The sequence below is a fragment of the Massilia aquatica genome (assembly GCF_011682045.1).
Taxonomy (GTDB): domain Bacteria; phylum Pseudomonadota; class Gammaproteobacteria; order Burkholderiales; family Burkholderiaceae_D; genus Telluria_A; species Telluria_A aquatica.
The window spans coordinates 1-14273 of the sequence record NZ_VVIW01000018.1; the positions used below are offsets into that span (position 1 = coordinate 1).

A 14273-nucleotide genomic window follows, 5' to 3' on the forward strand; every position below is an offset into this window, starting at 1 on the left:
GGACCGGCTATGCCAGCGAAGCAAAACCGGGACCGATCACCATGCTGCATGGGCTACAGCGCTTCGACAGCATGGTGCACGGCTGGAAACTTGCAAAAATGTGGGCATAGCATAGCGCCTGCGCGGGGGCGACGGCATTGAGGTCAGCGTTCTAGCCTGGCTACTTAATACTCCATATAAAGAAAGAAAACCATGACCGCAGCCCTGCCCGCCGACCTGTTTTGCCCGCGCGTCAACACCCGTCTCCATGGCCCGGCGCTGTCGCGCATCGTGGCCGGCATGTGGCGCATGGGGGAGTGGGGCATGACGGCCGAGCAGCGCGTGGCCTTCATCGAGCAGTGCATCGCGCTCGGCGTCACCAGCTTCGACCATGCCGATATCTACGGCAACTACGGCGTCGAGGGCCTGTTCGGCGAGGCCCTGCGCCTGCAACCTTCCCTGCGCGACCGCATCGAACTGATCAGCAAGTGCGGGATCAAGCTGCTCTCGCCGCAACGCCCCCAACACACCATCCAGCATTACGACACCAGCGCCGCCCATATCGTGGCCTCGGTCGAGGAATCGCTGCGCCAGCTGCACACCGACCGCCTCGACCTGCTGCTGATCCACCGTCCCGACCCCTTGATGGCGTTCGACGAGATCGCCGCCGCCTTCACCAGCCTGCGCCAGGCCGGCAAGGTCTTGCACTTCGGCGTGTCGAATTTTTCGCGCCACCAGTTCGAGTCGCTCAACCGCCGCATCGAGCTGGCCACCAACCAGGTCGAGTTTTCGCCCCTGCACACCACGCCGATGTTCGACCAGACCTTCGACGGCCTGCAAGACCTGGGCGTGGCGCCGATGATCTGGTCGCCGCTGGCCGGCGGGCGCCTGTTCGCCAGCAGCGACGACAATGCCGACCGCCTGCGCCTGATGATCAAGGGCATCGCCGACGAACTGAATCAACCGTTCGCCAGCGTGGTGTTCGCGTGGATCATGCAGTTGCCATGCCGCCCGCTGCCGCTGACCGGCACCGGCCGCATCGAAGCGGTCGCGGTGGCCGTGGCCGGCACCGGCTTCACGCTCAGCCGCGACCACTGGTTCACCATCCTGCGCGCCGCGCGCGGGCACGAAGTAGCCTGAGCCGGCGCCACGGGCAGCGTATGCCGGACATCGTCGACAGCAGCGCCCTGAGCGCCTTGCAAAAGAAGGACTTGCTGCACCGCCTGGCGCGCATCGAAGGCCAGTTGCGCGGGGTGCAGAAGCTGGTCGCGCAGGCGGCCACGGCGGCCGATTGCGATGCCGTGGCCCAGCAAATGGCGGCGGCGCGCAAGGCGCTCGACCGCTCGTTCGTCCAGTTGCTCACCAATACCATGCAAACCCAGAGCGCCAACGCGGCCACGCTGGCCGAGGCGCAGGCGGCGGCCAGCAAGCTGGCCGCCATGCTCGATAAATTCGCCTAATCAGTCTTCATACACCGCCGGCGCCGGCACGCCGCGCCAGCCCAGTTGCCATGCGATATTGAGCAGCAGGGTAAAACTGATGTACAACACGAAAAACAGCACGAAGAAGCGCGTTTGCAGCCAGGCCAGTAAACCCAGACCGACGCCGATGACGACGAACAGGCCCACGCTTTTCGGCTGCTTGGAACTCGGAAAGCGCACCGTCGAGACCATCAAGGTGCCCACGCCCACCATCAGGGCCATCACCAGGTAGCCCTGCGCGACGGTGGTCAGCGGCGCCGGCCAGGCCACCACGACGGCGGCCACGCAGGCCGCGCCGGCGGTGATCGGCATGCCGACGAAGTAGCGCGGATCGGTCCGTCCCACATTCACGTTAAAGCGCGCCAGGCGCAGCGCGCCGCAGGCGACGAACACGAAGCAGGCCAGGCCGCCGGCGCGCAGCAGGGTCGGATGGTCGACCCCCAGTTGCACGAAACCATAGCAATACAACAGCATGGCCGGGGCGCAGCCGAAGTTCATGACGTCGGCGATCGAGTCGAGCTGCATGCCGAATTCGGACGAGGTATTGGTGGCACGCGCGACAAAGCCGTCGAGCGCGTCGAACACGCCAGCGAGCACCAGCAAAATGGCCGACATGCGGTAGTCGGCGGCCAGGCCGACGTGGGCGTTGTCGACCGACATGACTATGCTGCCGAAGCCGCACGCGATCGATAGCAGCGTGACAAAGCTCGGCAGGGCAAACTTGGCGCGCGCGAGGCGCTGCTGGCGTGTGGGTTTCAAGTGGGTTCGCAATCGCATCAGGAATAGTGTTGGTATTTTACAGCGTCATCCTGTCTGCGCCAGATCAATCCCGGGCAAACAAATCTCACCGATTTTCAAATTCCCCTAAAATCGATTTTTAGCGGATTTTTCTGCACGGAGAACTCGGGATGAACGGATTTCAACGCTCGAACATGGCTGCGGCGCTGTCATGCGCGCTGTTGCTGTCCGCCTGCGGCGGCGGCGGCGACAGCAGCAGCAACGCCACGCCGCCCCAGAGCAGCGCCTCGGCCGCGCTGGCCCAGGTGCCGGGCGCGCCGCTGGCGACCAACAATACCGCCATCGATGGCCTGAACTGGATCAATTTCCGCCGCACCCAGATCGGCATGCCGGCGCTGGCGCGCAACACCAGTATCGACCGCGCCGCCCAGGGCCATTCCGACTACCAGAAGATCAACAACAAGGTCACGCACGACCAGGCCAGCGGCGCCCCCGGCTTCACCGGCGCGCAACTGAGCGAGCGCCTGACCGAAGCCGGCTATCTGTTCGCGCCCACCGAGCGCGCCTATGGCGAGGTGATCTCGGCCACCTCGAACGCGTCCGGCTTTTACATGGCGGAAGAATTGATCACGGCGATCTATCACCGCTTCGTGATGTTCGAGCCCAAGTTCAAGGAAATCGGCACCGGCGCGGCGGCCAATGCGAGCGGCTACATCTACTTCACCAGCAACTTTACCGCCAACAATGGCTTCGGCCCGGGCATGGGACGCGGCAATATCGCCACCTGGCCGGGCGATGGCCAGACCGGCGTCACCCCGAATTTCTTCAGCAACTATGAAGAACCGGATCCGGTCGAGAACCTGAACGAAGTGGGCTATCCGATCAGCGTGCACGCCGACCTCGACGCCACCCTGACGGTGCAAAGTTTCACGGTGCGCCCGCGCGGCGGGGCGCTGCTCAACGTCAAGCTGCTCAAGCTCGGCGTGGACAGCCACACGCCGCAGTCCGCAGCGGCGATCATTCCGCTCACCGTGCTGGCCGCGCGGACCGTGTACGAGGTCAATTTTTCCGGCGCCATCGACAACGTGCCCATCACGAAAACCTGGACTTTTACCAGCAAATAGGGCGTGATCGCTGCAGTTTGCCGGCGCGAGTCTGCTATCGTGTGGTTTTTCAGATAAGGAACGCAAGCCCGTCCATGCCACCAAACGAGAAGCCGCCCGTCCCCCTCGAACTGCGTTCCGATGCCGCCACGCGCCAGGTGATCGACATGGCCGACGGCATCGACCGCATCATGGGCAACCGCGCGCTGTATGCGCGCATGCTCCAGCGCTTTCGCAGCGACTATGCGCACGGGACGCTGCCGATCGGCGCGGCGCTGGCCGCTGGCGACACCATCCTGGCGCACCGCCTGGCCCATACCCTCAAAGGCGCCGCCGGCCTGATCGGCGCGCACCGCCTGCATCAGCATGCCAGCACCCTGGAACTGGCGATCCGCACCGATCCGGCGGCGCAGGAGGCGGCGCTGGCCGCGCTGGGAGATCCCTTCAACCAGGTCCTGCGCCTGCTCGACCAGGTGCTGGCGGGCGGCGCGCCCAACAGCGTTGCACTGGACATGCCGCAGCGCTCCCTGATGCCGGACCCGGCCCTGCTGGCGCGGCTGGTGCAACTACTGGTCGAGGCCGACGGCGCGGCGGTCGACCTGCTGGAAGAGTCGGGAACGAGCCTGCGCGTGATCCTGGGCGAGGCCAGGCTGGCGCAGGTCACAAAAGCGGTGAATGACTTCGATTTCGACGGCGCCCTGCGCGCCCTCAGGCAAGCGGCGGGCTAAGCCGTCAGGGCGCTTCAGCGCGTGTATTCGGCTTCCTCGTCGAAGGCGTCGGCGCAGGGCTTGCCGCAGAAGCGCTTGACGCTGTCGAGCGGCTTTTCGCAGTACCAGCACGAACCCTTCGGCGGCAGGGCCTGGCGCGGCCGCACCGGGGCCGACTGCGCATCGGACTGGTGCTCGGGCCCCATGTCCTGCGTGTCTTTTTTCGGAAAATCATCCTCTATCGTTCCCACAAGTCCCCCCCAAAATGACAGCACAGCGAATTCTCAAAGCAAGATTACTTTAGCGGAATACTTCGGACATGAGAATTCGCAAGTCCTCGGGCATTCGGTGACATTGGTCGCGATCCATCCCAAGTTTGCACGCAATATGCGGCTGCCGCAATCAAGGGAAAACACGCTTTCGTTGCGACGCAACAACCACGCAGATACCCGACAATGCGTAAAAACGAGGCAGCGCAGGGCAAACCGGCCGTGCCGGCGGGTAGGGATGGCAGGAGGACGGTGCGGCGCCGGATTTACTTGACCGGCTCGACCGTGACGATCAGGGAAGTGGCCGTGGTTTGCAGGCGGGTCGGAACGAACTGGACGCCGGCATAACGCAAATCCTCGGGCCGGAAGTTGTAGACAGCGACATCGGCGACGACCTTGTTCATCAGCACATTGGCGGCGCTGGCGAGCTGGCGCTGGCGCGCATCGTCGACGCCGTCGATGGCGAAGCGGTCCACGCGCGGCTCGGCCATCAGCACGGCGTTGCGCGCCGCATCGACATAGGGGCGGCCGGACATGGCCAGGCTGCCGCGCCAAGACTGGCGCGTGAAAGGTGACGACACTGCCGCGTCCAGGGAAACGCCGACGCGGCCGTTGCCGCCTGCCAGCGACAGTTGCGGCCGGTTGAGCTGGATGTCGATCACTTCCAGCACCCGGTTGCTGATCGGGAAGCGCTTGTCCATGCTCGCTTGCAGCTTAGTCAGCGGCAATTCGATCTGGCGCGGGCCGATCACGCTGGCGCAGGAAGCCAGCAAGCCGGCCAGCGCCAGCACGGCACTGGTGCGAAGGAGGTTTTTCATGGGGGAAGGCTAGCATAATTCGGGCGCGGCGGACGCCGGGGTGGAAGGCGTTAGCCATGAAACCGAGCGTGAAGGCTGTTCGAGCATCATCCTACCCGGCGCCAGCAGCACCAGCCGCATCCCCCTGCCCTGCTTCCGCGCCGCACCCGTGCGCCCTTGCCAGCAGCAAGGCCCGCTCGCGCAGGTTGTTGGTCAGCGCCGCAGCCTGCTCGAACTCGGCGCGCGCCTCCTCCATGCGCCCCAGGCGCGCCAGCAAATCCCCGCGCACGCTGGGCAGCAGGTGATAGTTGCGCAGCGCGTCGCTGGCGATCAGCGCATCGACCAGTTCCAGCCCCAGCGCCGGCCCGTACGCCATCCCCAGCACCACCGCGCGGTTGAGCTCGACCACCGGCGACGGCATCAGTTGTGCCAGCGCATCGTAGAGCGCAGCGATGCGCTGCCAGTCGGTCTGCTCCGGCGTCAGCGCACGCGCGTGACAAGCGGCAATTGCCGCCTGCACCGCGTACGGACCGTACTCGCCCAACTGCCCGGCCCGCTCAAGCGCCGCCAGCCCGCGCCGGATCAGCAACTGGTCCCAGCGGCCGCGGTCCTGGTCGAGCAGCAACACCGGCTCGCCCCGCGCCCCGATCCGGGCACGCGCGCGCGAGGACTGGATTTCCATCAGCGCCACCAGGCCGTGCACTTCCGGCTCATCGGGCAACAGGCCGGCCAGGATGCGTCCCAGCCGCAAGGCTTCGTCGCACAGCCTGGGCCGCATCCAGTCGCTGCCGGCGCTGGCCGAATAACCCTCGTTGTAGATCAGGTAGATCACTTGCAGCACCGACGCCAGGCGCGCTACCAGCTGGCTGGCGCGCGGCACCTCGAACGGTACCTTCGCTTCGGCCAGCGCGCGCTTGGCGCGCACGATGCGCTGCGCCACCGTCGCTTCGGACACCAGGAACGCATGGGCGATTTCATCGGTGGTAAGGCCGCCCAGCAGGCGCAGGGTGAGCGCCACCCGCGCCTCGGTCGACAGCACCGGATGGCAGGCAATGAACATCAGCCGCAGCAGGTCGTCGCCGATGTCGTCGTCCAGGGCGGCGTCAAGATCGGGCGCGGCATCTTGCAGCAGGGTTTCGATCTCGTAGGTCAGCTCGGGTTCCTTGTTGCGCTGCAATGTGGCGTGGCGCAAGTGGTCGAGTGCGCGGTTTTTGGCGACCGTCATCAGCCAGGCGGCGGGATTGTCGGGAATGCCGGCCTCGGGCCAGCGCTCGAGCGCGCTGACCAGGGCATCCTGCGCCAGTTCCTCGGCCAGGCCGACATTGCGCAGCATGCGCGCCAGCGCCCCGATAATGCGCGCCGACTCGATGCGCCAGACGCCTTCGATGACGCGCGCGGCGGCCTGCTTTGCGGCGCTGGTTTCCGGTCCCGCCATTGCCTGGCGCGGCCGGCTAAGGCGTCGCCTGCACGCCGCTGGCCGGCTGGGCGCGCATGGGCCGGCCATCGGTGCGCGCGGCGGGCGCGAAGGCGCCGGCGCCGGCGCGCTCGGCCAGCTGGCGGATTTCCACCTCGACCGGCGGACCGTCGGGATAGGGGTTGCGCGTGGCCCAGGCAATGGCGTCTTGCAAGGCCGGCGCGCGAATCAGCCAGTAACCGGCAATCATCTCCTTGATTTCGGTGAACGGGCCGTCGACCACTGTGAGCTTGCCGGACGCCAGCTTGACCCTCGCGCCGAACGCGCTCGAACGCAGCCCGTCGGCGCCGAGCAGCACCCCGGCGCGCGCCTCGGCCGCGTTATGGGCGTCGAGCGCGTCGAGGCGTTCGCGGGCCACCGCCGCTTCGTCTTCCAGCGCGCGGTTCGAACGCAGCAGGATGGCGAAACGCGGTCCCTGGGCATCAGCCGCCTCGGCGGCGGCGCCCACCTCGGCGCAGCCACCAGGGCAGCCGCTCAGCCGCACCTCGACCTCGGCCGCGCCAGCGTCGCCGGGCGGCCAGCGCGCCGCCCAGTCGAGCGCCTCGTTTTTCGATGCGACGTCGATGACGGCAAAACCGGCGATCAATTCTTGTGTGTCGGGAAAGGGACCGTCGGCCACCGTGGCGCGCCCGTTCGCCAGGGACAGGCGCGCCCCGCCGGTGCTGGGAAGGAAGTGTTCGCATCCGCGCAGGATGCCGGCGTCGGCCATCTGGCGGGTGTATGCGGCGAGCGCCTCGCGCGCGGCCCCCGACAAGGGCTGGCCGGCTTCATCGGCCGGGTCGGATCGTCGCAAGAGCATGTAGCGCATGGTGTTCTCCAGGTTGGCGCAGTGGCCGGATGGTGCCTGTGCAACGCCGTTCCCGCACCGGACGGGACGGGAACGGCGTGGATTTACATCTGCTCGCGCAAGCGCCTTTCTTGCTCGCGCAACTCCGGCGTGAATTCGGCGCCGAAGTCATCATCTTCCAGTACTTGGCGGATTTCGATGTCGGTGTCGCAATCCATTGGATTCGGACAACGCTTGACCCATTCGATCGCCTCTTCCTTCGACTTTACCTGAATCAGCCAGAAGCCGGCAATCAACTCCTTGGTTTCGGCAAACGGCCCGTCCACCACGGTGCGCTTGTTGCCCGAGAATTGCACGCGCGCGCCGCGCGAACTCGGGTGCAGGCCTTCGCCGGCGAGCATGACGCCGGCTTTGACCAGCTCTTCGTTGAATTTGCCCATGTCGGTCAGCAACTGCTCGCTGGGCATTTTTCCAGCTTCCGACTCGGGCGTGGCCTTGACGATAATCATGAATTTCATGGCGTGGCCTCCTGTCAGGCGCCGGGATTGCCGCAGCTATCGGCCGCAGTTGCGGCTGCCTGCATTTCTTCCATGCTCATGTCGCGCACATGATGGGCAATCGACCAGCTGTGGCCGTACGGGTCCTTGACCATGCCGTAGCGGTCGCCCCAGAACATGTCGGCCGGCGGCATCACGGCGGTGGCGCCGGCGTCGACGGCGCGCTGGAAGGCGGCGTCGGCATCCTGCACGTACAGGTGCAGGGTGACCGGCGTGCCCTTGAGGGTCAGGGGGCCGATGGCGCCCCATTGCGGGGTTTCTTCGCCCAGCATGATGGCGGAGTCGCCGATGCGGATCATGCCGTGGATCAGCTTGCCATTGGGCGCCAGCAGCTTGCCGCAATCGGTGGCGCCGAAGGCCTTGACGTAGAAATCGATGGCGGACACGGCGTCGGCGCAGACGAGGTGCGGCGTGACGCTGTGCATGTCCGAGGGAATACGTTCGACAGCAGGTGTGCTCATGATGATGTCTCCTTCGCGTAAGGGTTAGTCAGTCAAGGGCTGCGTAAGTTCCGTGCGGGTGATGAATGGCGTATCGGGCATAGCGCTTCTCCTTGACAAGGGGCTTGCTACGACGACGACGTTGCAGCTGGCGGCAAATCGACAGCGTTGTTAACTATTTTTCGGTTTGTTTACCAGGCGGTGGGATCGATGACGCCGATCGCGCGGAAAGCGGGCTTGCAGAACAGGTAGCCTTGCATCAGGTCGACGCCGGCATCGCGCAAAAAGTCGCGCTCGCCCGGGGTTTCGATGCCTTCGGCCAATACCGCGATCTCCAGGCTGGCGCAGATGCCGACGATGCCGGCCACGATGGCTTGCTTGGCCGGACTGGCGTCGATATCGCGCACCAGTTGCATGTCGATCTTGATGATATCGGGCTGGAATTCGGACAGCAAATTCAAACCCGCGTACCCGGCGCCAAAATCGTCGATCGCGGTGCGAAAACCGAAGCGGCGGTATTCTTCGAAAATATTAACCAGGTGCGGCCGGTCCATCACCTGTTCGCTTTCGGTGACCTCGAAGATAATCCGCTCGATCGGAAAGCCATATTCGCGCGCGGCGTTAAAGGTGCTGCGGATGCAGGCTTCGGGCCGGTACACGGCATTCGGCAGGAAGTTAATCGACAGCAGTTCGGTAATGCCCAATTCGGCCGCGCCGCGAATGGCGCGCACGCGGCAAGCCTGGTCGAACATGTAGCGGTTGCTGTCGTTCACTTTCGACAGCACCGAATACGCCGATTCGCCATTGGGCCCGCGCACCAGCGCCTCGTGCGCGTAAATGGCGCGCTCGCGCAGATTCACGATCGGCTGGTAGGCGTATTCGAAATCGAAACCGAGTTCGTCGTTGTTGCGGCATTGGACGCAGGCCGGAACCGGCTTGACGTGGGCATCGTCGGCGGGGCAAATAGGGATCATCAGGCGGCCAGTTCTGGAAATGCGGCGAATAAGCCACTATAACAAATCAGCGGCCTCATGCGCGCACTATGCGACCTGGTGCTGGCCGCTTGTTATGCGAGCTGCAATTGGCTGCGCGCTGCCATCAGCGCAAAGCCGAGCAGGTTCGGCCCTTCCCACAGGTTGGGGTCGTTCGAACGGGGATCGTCCGCCGCCAGGCCGGTGCCCCAGATGCGGTCGAGCGGGCTGGCTTCCACCAGCACGTGCTTGCCGGTGCCGGTGAGAAAATCGCGCAGGGCTGGGTTTTGTCCGAATTTGGCCACATTGGCGCGGCAGACGATCTCGAAACGGTGCGCCAGCCAGTCGGCCTCGACAAAGTTGGCGACCTTGCGGCCGAGCGCCTTGGCGGCGCCCGGGGTGGGCGCGGCCAGCACCTCGGCGCGGTTGGCCTCGTCCTTGAACAGGCGCGCCTTTTCGGCCATCATGAAATGCTCGGCCGTAGGATAGCGGTCGCCGTCGAGTTCGAACGGCGCCTGGTACCACTGGCTGAAGCAACTGCGCGTGATCACGCCATCCCTGGGCGGGGTGTGGCCCCAGAAATGTAAGAACGAGAACGATTCGCCGGCGTTGAAACGGCTGCGCAGTTCGTCCAGGGTGTTGGGCAAGGCCATGGTAGGACTTTCTGTTCGTAGGGAGACGGCCGCCAGTTTAACAGGCGGCCCATCAGCGCCCCGGCATCACTGCGGCAGGGCCAGGGCGGCCGATGGCGCCAGGAGCGCGGTGAGGGCTTTTGCGGGCATGCCAATCTGGGCCGAGTCGCTGTGCAGGGCAATGCCGGCGATATCGGCGCGGCACGGCGGCGTTACCTGGCTGGCCAATGCGGCATCGCTGCGCAGCAGGTCATGCAGCAACATCAGTGCCTTGTTGCGGTCGAAGAAAGTTTCGACGCGCAAAGCCGCGCAGGCGTCCGACATCAGCTGCGCGGTCCGGGCAGGCGGGATCCATCTGTGAAAGCTCGACAACAGGCGCATCGCCACGTTGCGCACCCGTGCATCGCGATCGTTCACCGCCGCCAGCGCGAGGCGAACTGCTTTGCCAGGTTGTCCAATATAGTTCATCAGGTGGATGCCGTCGGCTCGGGTTGCGGGGTGACAGCTTTGTGCGGCTTGTTCGATCTCTTGTTGCAAACCCGATGCGCGCCGGAAATAAGCCACGCGCTGCCGATGCACGGTGTCCGGTCGGGCATCGAGAAAACCCTGGCCGTTGACGAACTCTCCGCTGTGCGCCGTGGCGGGACGCTCGCCAATGGCGCGCGCGTCGCTGGCAATCAATGCGACAAGGCGCTTGAAGCGCGCGTTCGTGGCCGGTGCGGCGCATGGTGGTCGCGCCGACGCCGTCCGGGCGTCGCGAGACGGTTGACCAGAATCGAGTTGAACGACATAAAGCGCCCGGGCTCCTTCCATCATGATGGCGCTACACACCACCTTCGGTCGAGGAAACACGGCCCGCACCCTGGCGCACGCCATCGGCAGTCTGGGACTGTTCATCGGTATCGCTTCGCCGGGCGCGATGCCGGTGAGTGCACGCACCTGTTCGGTGATGCCAACATCGTTGGTAACGACATCGACCCCGGTCCAGACGACATCGCGCGCATCTGGGCCTTGTGCGCCCACGCTGGCACTCAAGGTACACAAGGCGACAGCGAGGGACGCACCCCAGTCACCGAACCGTCGTGCCCGCCTCATGCTTGCATATCTCCGCTTCCGTCAGCCGTCGTACAGGATCAGATCACGCACGCGAAAGAAAGTTCGGAATGGAGGCGTTTATTTACCGATGCAAAAGCGGCTGAAAATCACCCCCAGCAAGTCATCCGAGGAAAACTGCCCCGTGATGCTCGACAGTTGCGCCTGCGCCAGCCGCAACTCCTCGGCGAACAGGTCGAGCGACTGGTCGTTTTGCGCGGCATGCTCGCCCGCCAGCGCCAGGTGTTTCTGGGCCGAACGCAGGGCGATCAAATGCCGTTCGCGCGCCAGAAACAGCGATTCGCCCGTTTGCTGCCAACCGGCGATGCGCAGCAATTCGGCGCGCAGCAAGTCCATGCCCACGTGCTCATGCGCCGACAGATAGATATTGGTCGCTTCCTCGGTCGGGTCGACCGAGGGCTTGTGGCCCGACAAATCAATCTTGTTCCACACGCGCAGCACCGGCACCCCGGCCGGGAAGGCGGCGACGATGCCGTCGTCGGCCCGGGTCGGCCCCTGGTCGGCGTCGAGCAGGTGCAGGATAACGTCGGCTTTGGCCACTTCGCCCCAGGTGCGTTCGATGCCGATGCGTTCGACCACGTCGACGGCGTCGTCGATGGTGCGGATGCCGGCGGTGTCGATGATGTTGAGCGGAATGCCTTCGATCTGGATGGTTTCGCTGACCTTGTCGCGCGTGGTGCCGGCGATCGGGGTGACGATGGCCACGTCGGCCCCGGCCAGGGCATTCAGGAGTGAAGACTTACCCACGTTGGGCTGGCCGACCAGCACCACGTTCAATCCTTCGCGCAGCAGCGCGCCCTGGGCCGCCTGCCGGAATACGCGTTCGAGCGAGGCCACGATCACGGCCAGCTGGCCGCGCGCGTCGGATTTTTCGAGGAAGTCGATTTCTTCTTCCGGAAAATCGAGGGTCGCTTCGACCAGCATGCGCAGGCCAGTGGTCTGTTCCACCAGGGTATTGATGGTCTTGGAAAACGCGCCCGACAGCGATTGCGTGGCCGATTTGGCGGCTGCTTCGGTGGAGGCGTCGATCAGGTCGGCGACCGCTTCGGCCTGGGCCAGGTCGAGCTTGTCGTTCAGATAGGCGCGGCGCGTGAATTCGCCCGGCTCGGCCAGGCGCAGGCCCGCTTCCGCGCCTGCTTCGAGCACGCGCGCGAGCAGCATCTGCAGCACGATCGGTCCGCCGTGGCCCTGCAACTCGAGCACGTCTTCGCCGGTGTACGAGTTCGGTCCCTTGAAATACAGGGCGATGCCCTGGTCGATCACGGCGCCATCGGCCTGGCGGAAGGGAATATAGGTGGCGCGGCGCGGGCTCAGGGCCACATCGGGGAACAGTGCGGCCAGCAAGGGCGCGAGCGACTTGCCGGAGGCGCGCACGACGCCGATGCCGCCGCGGCCCGGGGCGGTGGCGATCGCGGCAATGGGGGAAGTATCGAGTTTCATAGGTGTGATTGTAATTTAATTGCCGCAACACGCCGGCGGCATCTGTTGCCGCGCGCGGATATAAAAAAAGCCCGTGCGGAACACGGGCTTTTTCAGAGGGCGGCGAAGGCTTATTTCTTGGCTGCCGCGTCTTCGAATTTCTTGGTGATCACCCATTGCTGCGCGATCGACAAGATGTTGTTCACTACCCAGTACAGCACCAGGCCGGCCGGGAAGAAGATGAACATGACCGAGAACGCCAGCGGCATGAACAGCATCATCTTGGCCTGCATCGGATCGGCTGGCGCCGGGTTCAGCTTGGTCGTGATGAACATCGAGATCGCGTACAGCACCGGCAGGATGAAGTACGGGTCCGGTGCGGTCAGGTCGGTGATCCAGCCGATCCATGGGGCGCCGCGCATTTCGGCGGACGCCTGCAGCACCCAGTACAGGGCGATGAAGACCGGCATCTGGACCAGGATCGGCAGGCAGCCGCCGATCGGGTTGATCTTTTCGGTCTTGTACAGTTCCATGGTGGCCTGGTTCATCTTGGCCGGGTCGCCTTTGTACTTTTCGCGGATCGCCTGCATCTTCGGCGTGACCACCTTGATGCGCGCCATGCTCTTGTAGCCGGCAGCCGAGAGCGGGAAGAACAGCAGCTTGATCAGGATGGTAAAGGCGATGATGGTCCAGCCCCAGTTGCCCAGGACCTTGTGGATCTGGTCCATGACCCAGAAAATCGGCTTGGCGATAATCGTCAGGAAACCGTAATCCTTGACCAGTTCAAGACCGGGAGCGATCTTTTCCAGCTTGTTCTCGTCCTGCGGACCCGAATACAGGCGGACTTGGTTCGATACGCTGGCGCCCGGTGCAATGGTGCCCAACGGCATCAGGGTCCCGATCGCGTACAGGTTCGGGGCCGCTTTCTTGGTGTAGATCTCGCGCGGCATCTTTGCTGGCGGCAGGAAAGCCGACACAAAATAGTGCTGCGAAATCGCGACCCAGCCGTCGTCCGCCTGTTTGACGTGGTCGGCCGTGCCTTTTTTCTCGATGGTCTCGAACTGCAGCTTTTTATAGTGCTCGTTCGGGGTGTACATGGTCGGACCGGTGTAGCTGGAGTTGAAGTAGGACTCGCCCTCCGGCTTGTTACCGTGGTGCAGCAGTTCGACGTACAGCGACGGCGCGACCGGGGTGGCGCCGACGTTGGCGATGTCGTGGCGCATGTCGATCAGGTAGTCGCCGCGCTTGAAGACGTAGGTCTTGGTCAGCTTCATGCCACCCTGCTCGGCTTCGAGCACGAGTTGCACCTCGTTGGCGCTGTCGAGCGCGCGCGGGCCCGACTTGGCGACAAAGCCGGTCAACTGGGTCGGCACCGGCTCGCCCGGCACGTTACGCATCAGCCCGGTCTGAGCCACATAGGCGCCCTTCGGCGTGACGTCGAACAACACCTGGTTGCGGGTCTTGTCGTGCGCATCCTTGAACTTGAGCAATTCAAGACGCCTGATCACGCCACCCATGGTATCGATGTCGACCTTCATGACATCGGTGGTGATGGTGATGATTTCGTTCTTGAACGGGGCAGGCGCGGCGGCACCGGCTGCGCCAGGCGTGCCCGGCGCGGCGGCGCTGCCGGCGGCGGCTGGCAGGCCGGTCGCTGGGGCGGTGTTGGCGACCGTGGCCGTCTTCACCGGCGGCGCCCATGGGTAGATCGACTGTTTGCCGTTCGATACCATCCAGTCGTTCCAGAGAACCACCAGCGATACGGAAAACACGATCCACAGGATAGTACGTTTATTGATTTCCATT

16 protein-coding genes are annotated in these 14273 nt (G+C 64.7%); 4 read left to right on the forward strand and 12 right to left on the reverse strand.

Annotated elements, in window-relative coordinates:
* Positions 1-192 precede the first annotated feature (192 nt).
* Both F1609_RS24250 and F1609_RS24255 read left to right on the forward strand, forming a co-directional pair.
* Complete coding sequence (locus F1609_RS24250; protein WP_167079233.1) at positions 193-1119, forward strand: aldo/keto reductase; 927 nt, start codon at positions 193-195, stop codon at positions 1117-1119.
* 20 nt (positions 1120-1139) lie between these two features.
* Complete coding sequence (locus F1609_RS24255) at positions 1140-1439, forward strand: metal-sensitive transcriptional regulator (protein WP_167079234.1); 300 nt, start codon at positions 1140-1142, stop codon at positions 1437-1439.
* On the opposite strand, the gene pssA is transcribed toward F1609_RS24255, so the two are convergent.
* Positions 1440-2219, reverse strand: coding sequence for a CDP-diacylglycerol--serine O-phosphatidyltransferase (gene pssA, locus F1609_RS24260; protein ID WP_229422036.1), 780 nt, complete (start codon positions 2217-2219; stop codon positions 1440-1442).
* A 149-nt stretch (positions 2220-2368) separates the two neighbouring features.
* Here pssA and F1609_RS24265 point away from each other — a divergent pair, with 149 nt between their 5' ends.
* Positions 2369-3322 (forward strand): CAP domain-containing protein, encoded by a 954-nt coding sequence (locus F1609_RS24265; protein WP_167079236.1) that lies wholly within the window; start codon positions 2369-2371, stop codon positions 3320-3322.
* Between the two features lie 74 nt (positions 3323-3396).
* Positions 3397-4029, forward strand: a complete 633-nt coding sequence (locus tag F1609_RS24270; protein WP_167079237.1) for an Hpt domain-containing protein — start codon at positions 3397-3399, stop codon at positions 4027-4029.
* A gap of 14 nt (positions 4030-4043) precedes the next feature.
* Here F1609_RS24270 and F1609_RS24275 read toward each other — a convergent pair whose 3' ends face one another.
* The 11 genes from F1609_RS24275 to yidC form a co-directional block, all read right to left on the reverse strand.
* Positions 4044-4259 (reverse strand): hypothetical protein, encoded by a 216-nt coding sequence (locus F1609_RS24275; RefSeq protein ID WP_167079232.1) that lies wholly within the window; start codon positions 4257-4259, stop codon positions 4044-4046.
* Positions 4260-4543: 284 nt separating this feature from the next.
* A complete protein-coding gene (locus tag F1609_RS24280) occupies positions 4544-5095 on the reverse strand; it encodes a DUF1439 domain-containing protein (RefSeq protein WP_167079238.1) in 552 nt (183 codons plus the stop codon).
* Positions 5096-5186: 91 nt separating this feature from the next.
* Complete coding sequence (locus F1609_RS24285; protein WP_167079239.1) at positions 5187-6509, reverse strand: RNA polymerase sigma factor; 1323 nt, start codon at positions 6507-6509, stop codon at positions 5187-5189.
* Positions 6510-6525: 16 nt separating this feature from the next.
* Positions 6526-7356 carry a YciI family protein gene (locus F1609_RS24290; protein WP_167079240.1) on the reverse strand — a complete coding sequence of 277 codons (831 nt, stop codon included), beginning with the start codon at positions 7354-7356 and terminating at the stop codon, positions 6526-6528.
* Between the two features lie 83 nt (positions 7357-7439).
* Positions 7440-7853 (reverse strand): YciI family protein, encoded by a 414-nt coding sequence (locus F1609_RS24295; protein ID WP_167079241.1) that lies wholly within the window; start codon positions 7851-7853, stop codon positions 7440-7442.
* A gap of 14 nt (positions 7854-7867) precedes the next feature.
* On the reverse strand, positions 7868-8353 hold the full coding sequence (locus tag F1609_RS24300) for a VOC family protein (protein WP_167079242.1): 486 nt from the start codon (positions 8351-8353) through the stop codon (positions 7868-7870).
* A 170-nt stretch (positions 8354-8523) separates the two neighbouring features.
* The gene (locus F1609_RS24305; RefSeq protein WP_167079243.1) at positions 8524-9306 is read right to left on the reverse strand and encodes an EAL domain-containing protein; all 783 of its coding nucleotides are present in this window, start codon (positions 9304-9306) and stop codon (positions 8524-8526) included.
* 92 nt (positions 9307-9398) lie between these two features.
* Positions 9399-9956 (reverse strand): riboflavin biosynthesis intermediates N-glycosidase, encoded by a 558-nt coding sequence (gene ybiA, locus F1609_RS24310; protein ID WP_167079244.1) that lies wholly within the window; start codon positions 9954-9956, stop codon positions 9399-9401.
* A 66-nt stretch (positions 9957-10022) separates the two neighbouring features.
* Positions 10023-10958, reverse strand: a complete 936-nt coding sequence (locus F1609_RS24315) for a hypothetical protein (RefSeq protein ID WP_167079245.1) — start codon at positions 10956-10958, stop codon at positions 10023-10025.
* Between the two features lie 150 nt (positions 10959-11108).
* Positions 11109-12488: a tRNA uridine-5-carboxymethylaminomethyl(34) synthesis GTPase MnmE gene (gene mnmE / locus F1609_RS24320; RefSeq protein WP_167079246.1), complete on the reverse strand. Its 1380-nt coding sequence runs from the start codon at positions 12486-12488 to the stop codon at positions 11109-11111.
* A gap of 110 nt (positions 12489-12598) precedes the next feature.
* The gene (gene yidC / locus F1609_RS24325; RefSeq protein ID WP_167079247.1) at positions 12599-14272 is read right to left on the reverse strand and encodes a membrane protein insertase YidC; all 1674 of its coding nucleotides are present in this window, start codon (positions 14270-14272) and stop codon (positions 12599-12601) included.
* Position 14273: the final 1 nt, after the last annotated feature.

Coding starts and splice junctions, on each gene's coding strand:
- F1609_RS24300 (WP_167079242.1), bottom strand. CDS start 8,353: ATGAGCACACCTGCTGTCGAACGTATTCCCTCGGACATGCACAGCGTC.
- ybiA (WP_167079244.1), bottom strand. CDS start 9,956: ATGGCCTTGCCCAACACCCTGGACGAACTGCGCAGCCGTTTCAACGCC.
- F1609_RS24305 (WP_167079243.1), bottom strand. CDS start 9,306: ATGATCCCTATTTGCCCCGCCGACGATGCCCACGTCAAGCCGGTTCCG.
- F1609_RS24250 (WP_167079233.1), top strand. CDS start 193: ATGACCGCAGCCCTGCCCGCCGACCTGTTTTGCCCGCGCGTCAACACC.
- F1609_RS24290 (WP_167079240.1), bottom strand. CDS start 7,356: ATGCGCTACATGCTCTTGCGACGATCCGACCCGGCCGATGAAGCCGGC.
- F1609_RS24270 (WP_167079237.1), top strand. CDS start 3,397: ATGCCACCAAACGAGAAGCCGCCCGTCCCCCTCGAACTGCGTTCCGAT.
- F1609_RS24255 (WP_167079234.1), top strand. CDS start 1,140: ATGCCGGACATCGTCGACAGCAGCGCCCTGAGCGCCTTGCAAAAGAAG.
- yidC (WP_167079247.1), bottom strand. CDS start 14,272: ATGGAAATCAATAAACGTACTATCCTGTGGATCGTGTTTTCCGTATCG.
- F1609_RS24265 (WP_167079236.1), top strand. CDS start 2,369: ATGAACGGATTTCAACGCTCGAACATGGCTGCGGCGCTGTCATGCGCG.
- F1609_RS24280 (WP_167079238.1), bottom strand. CDS start 5,095: ATGAAAAACCTCCTTCGCACCAGTGCCGTGCTGGCGCTGGCCGGCTTG.
- F1609_RS24295 (WP_167079241.1), bottom strand. CDS start 7,853: ATGAAATTCATGATTATCGTCAAGGCCACGCCCGAGTCGGAAGCTGGA.
- F1609_RS24285 (WP_167079239.1), bottom strand. CDS start 6,509: ATGGCGGGACCGGAAACCAGCGCCGCAAAGCAGGCCGCCGCGCGCGTC.
- mnmE (WP_167079246.1), bottom strand. CDS start 12,488: ATGAAACTCGATACTTCCCCCATTGCCGCGATCGCCACCGCCCCGGGC.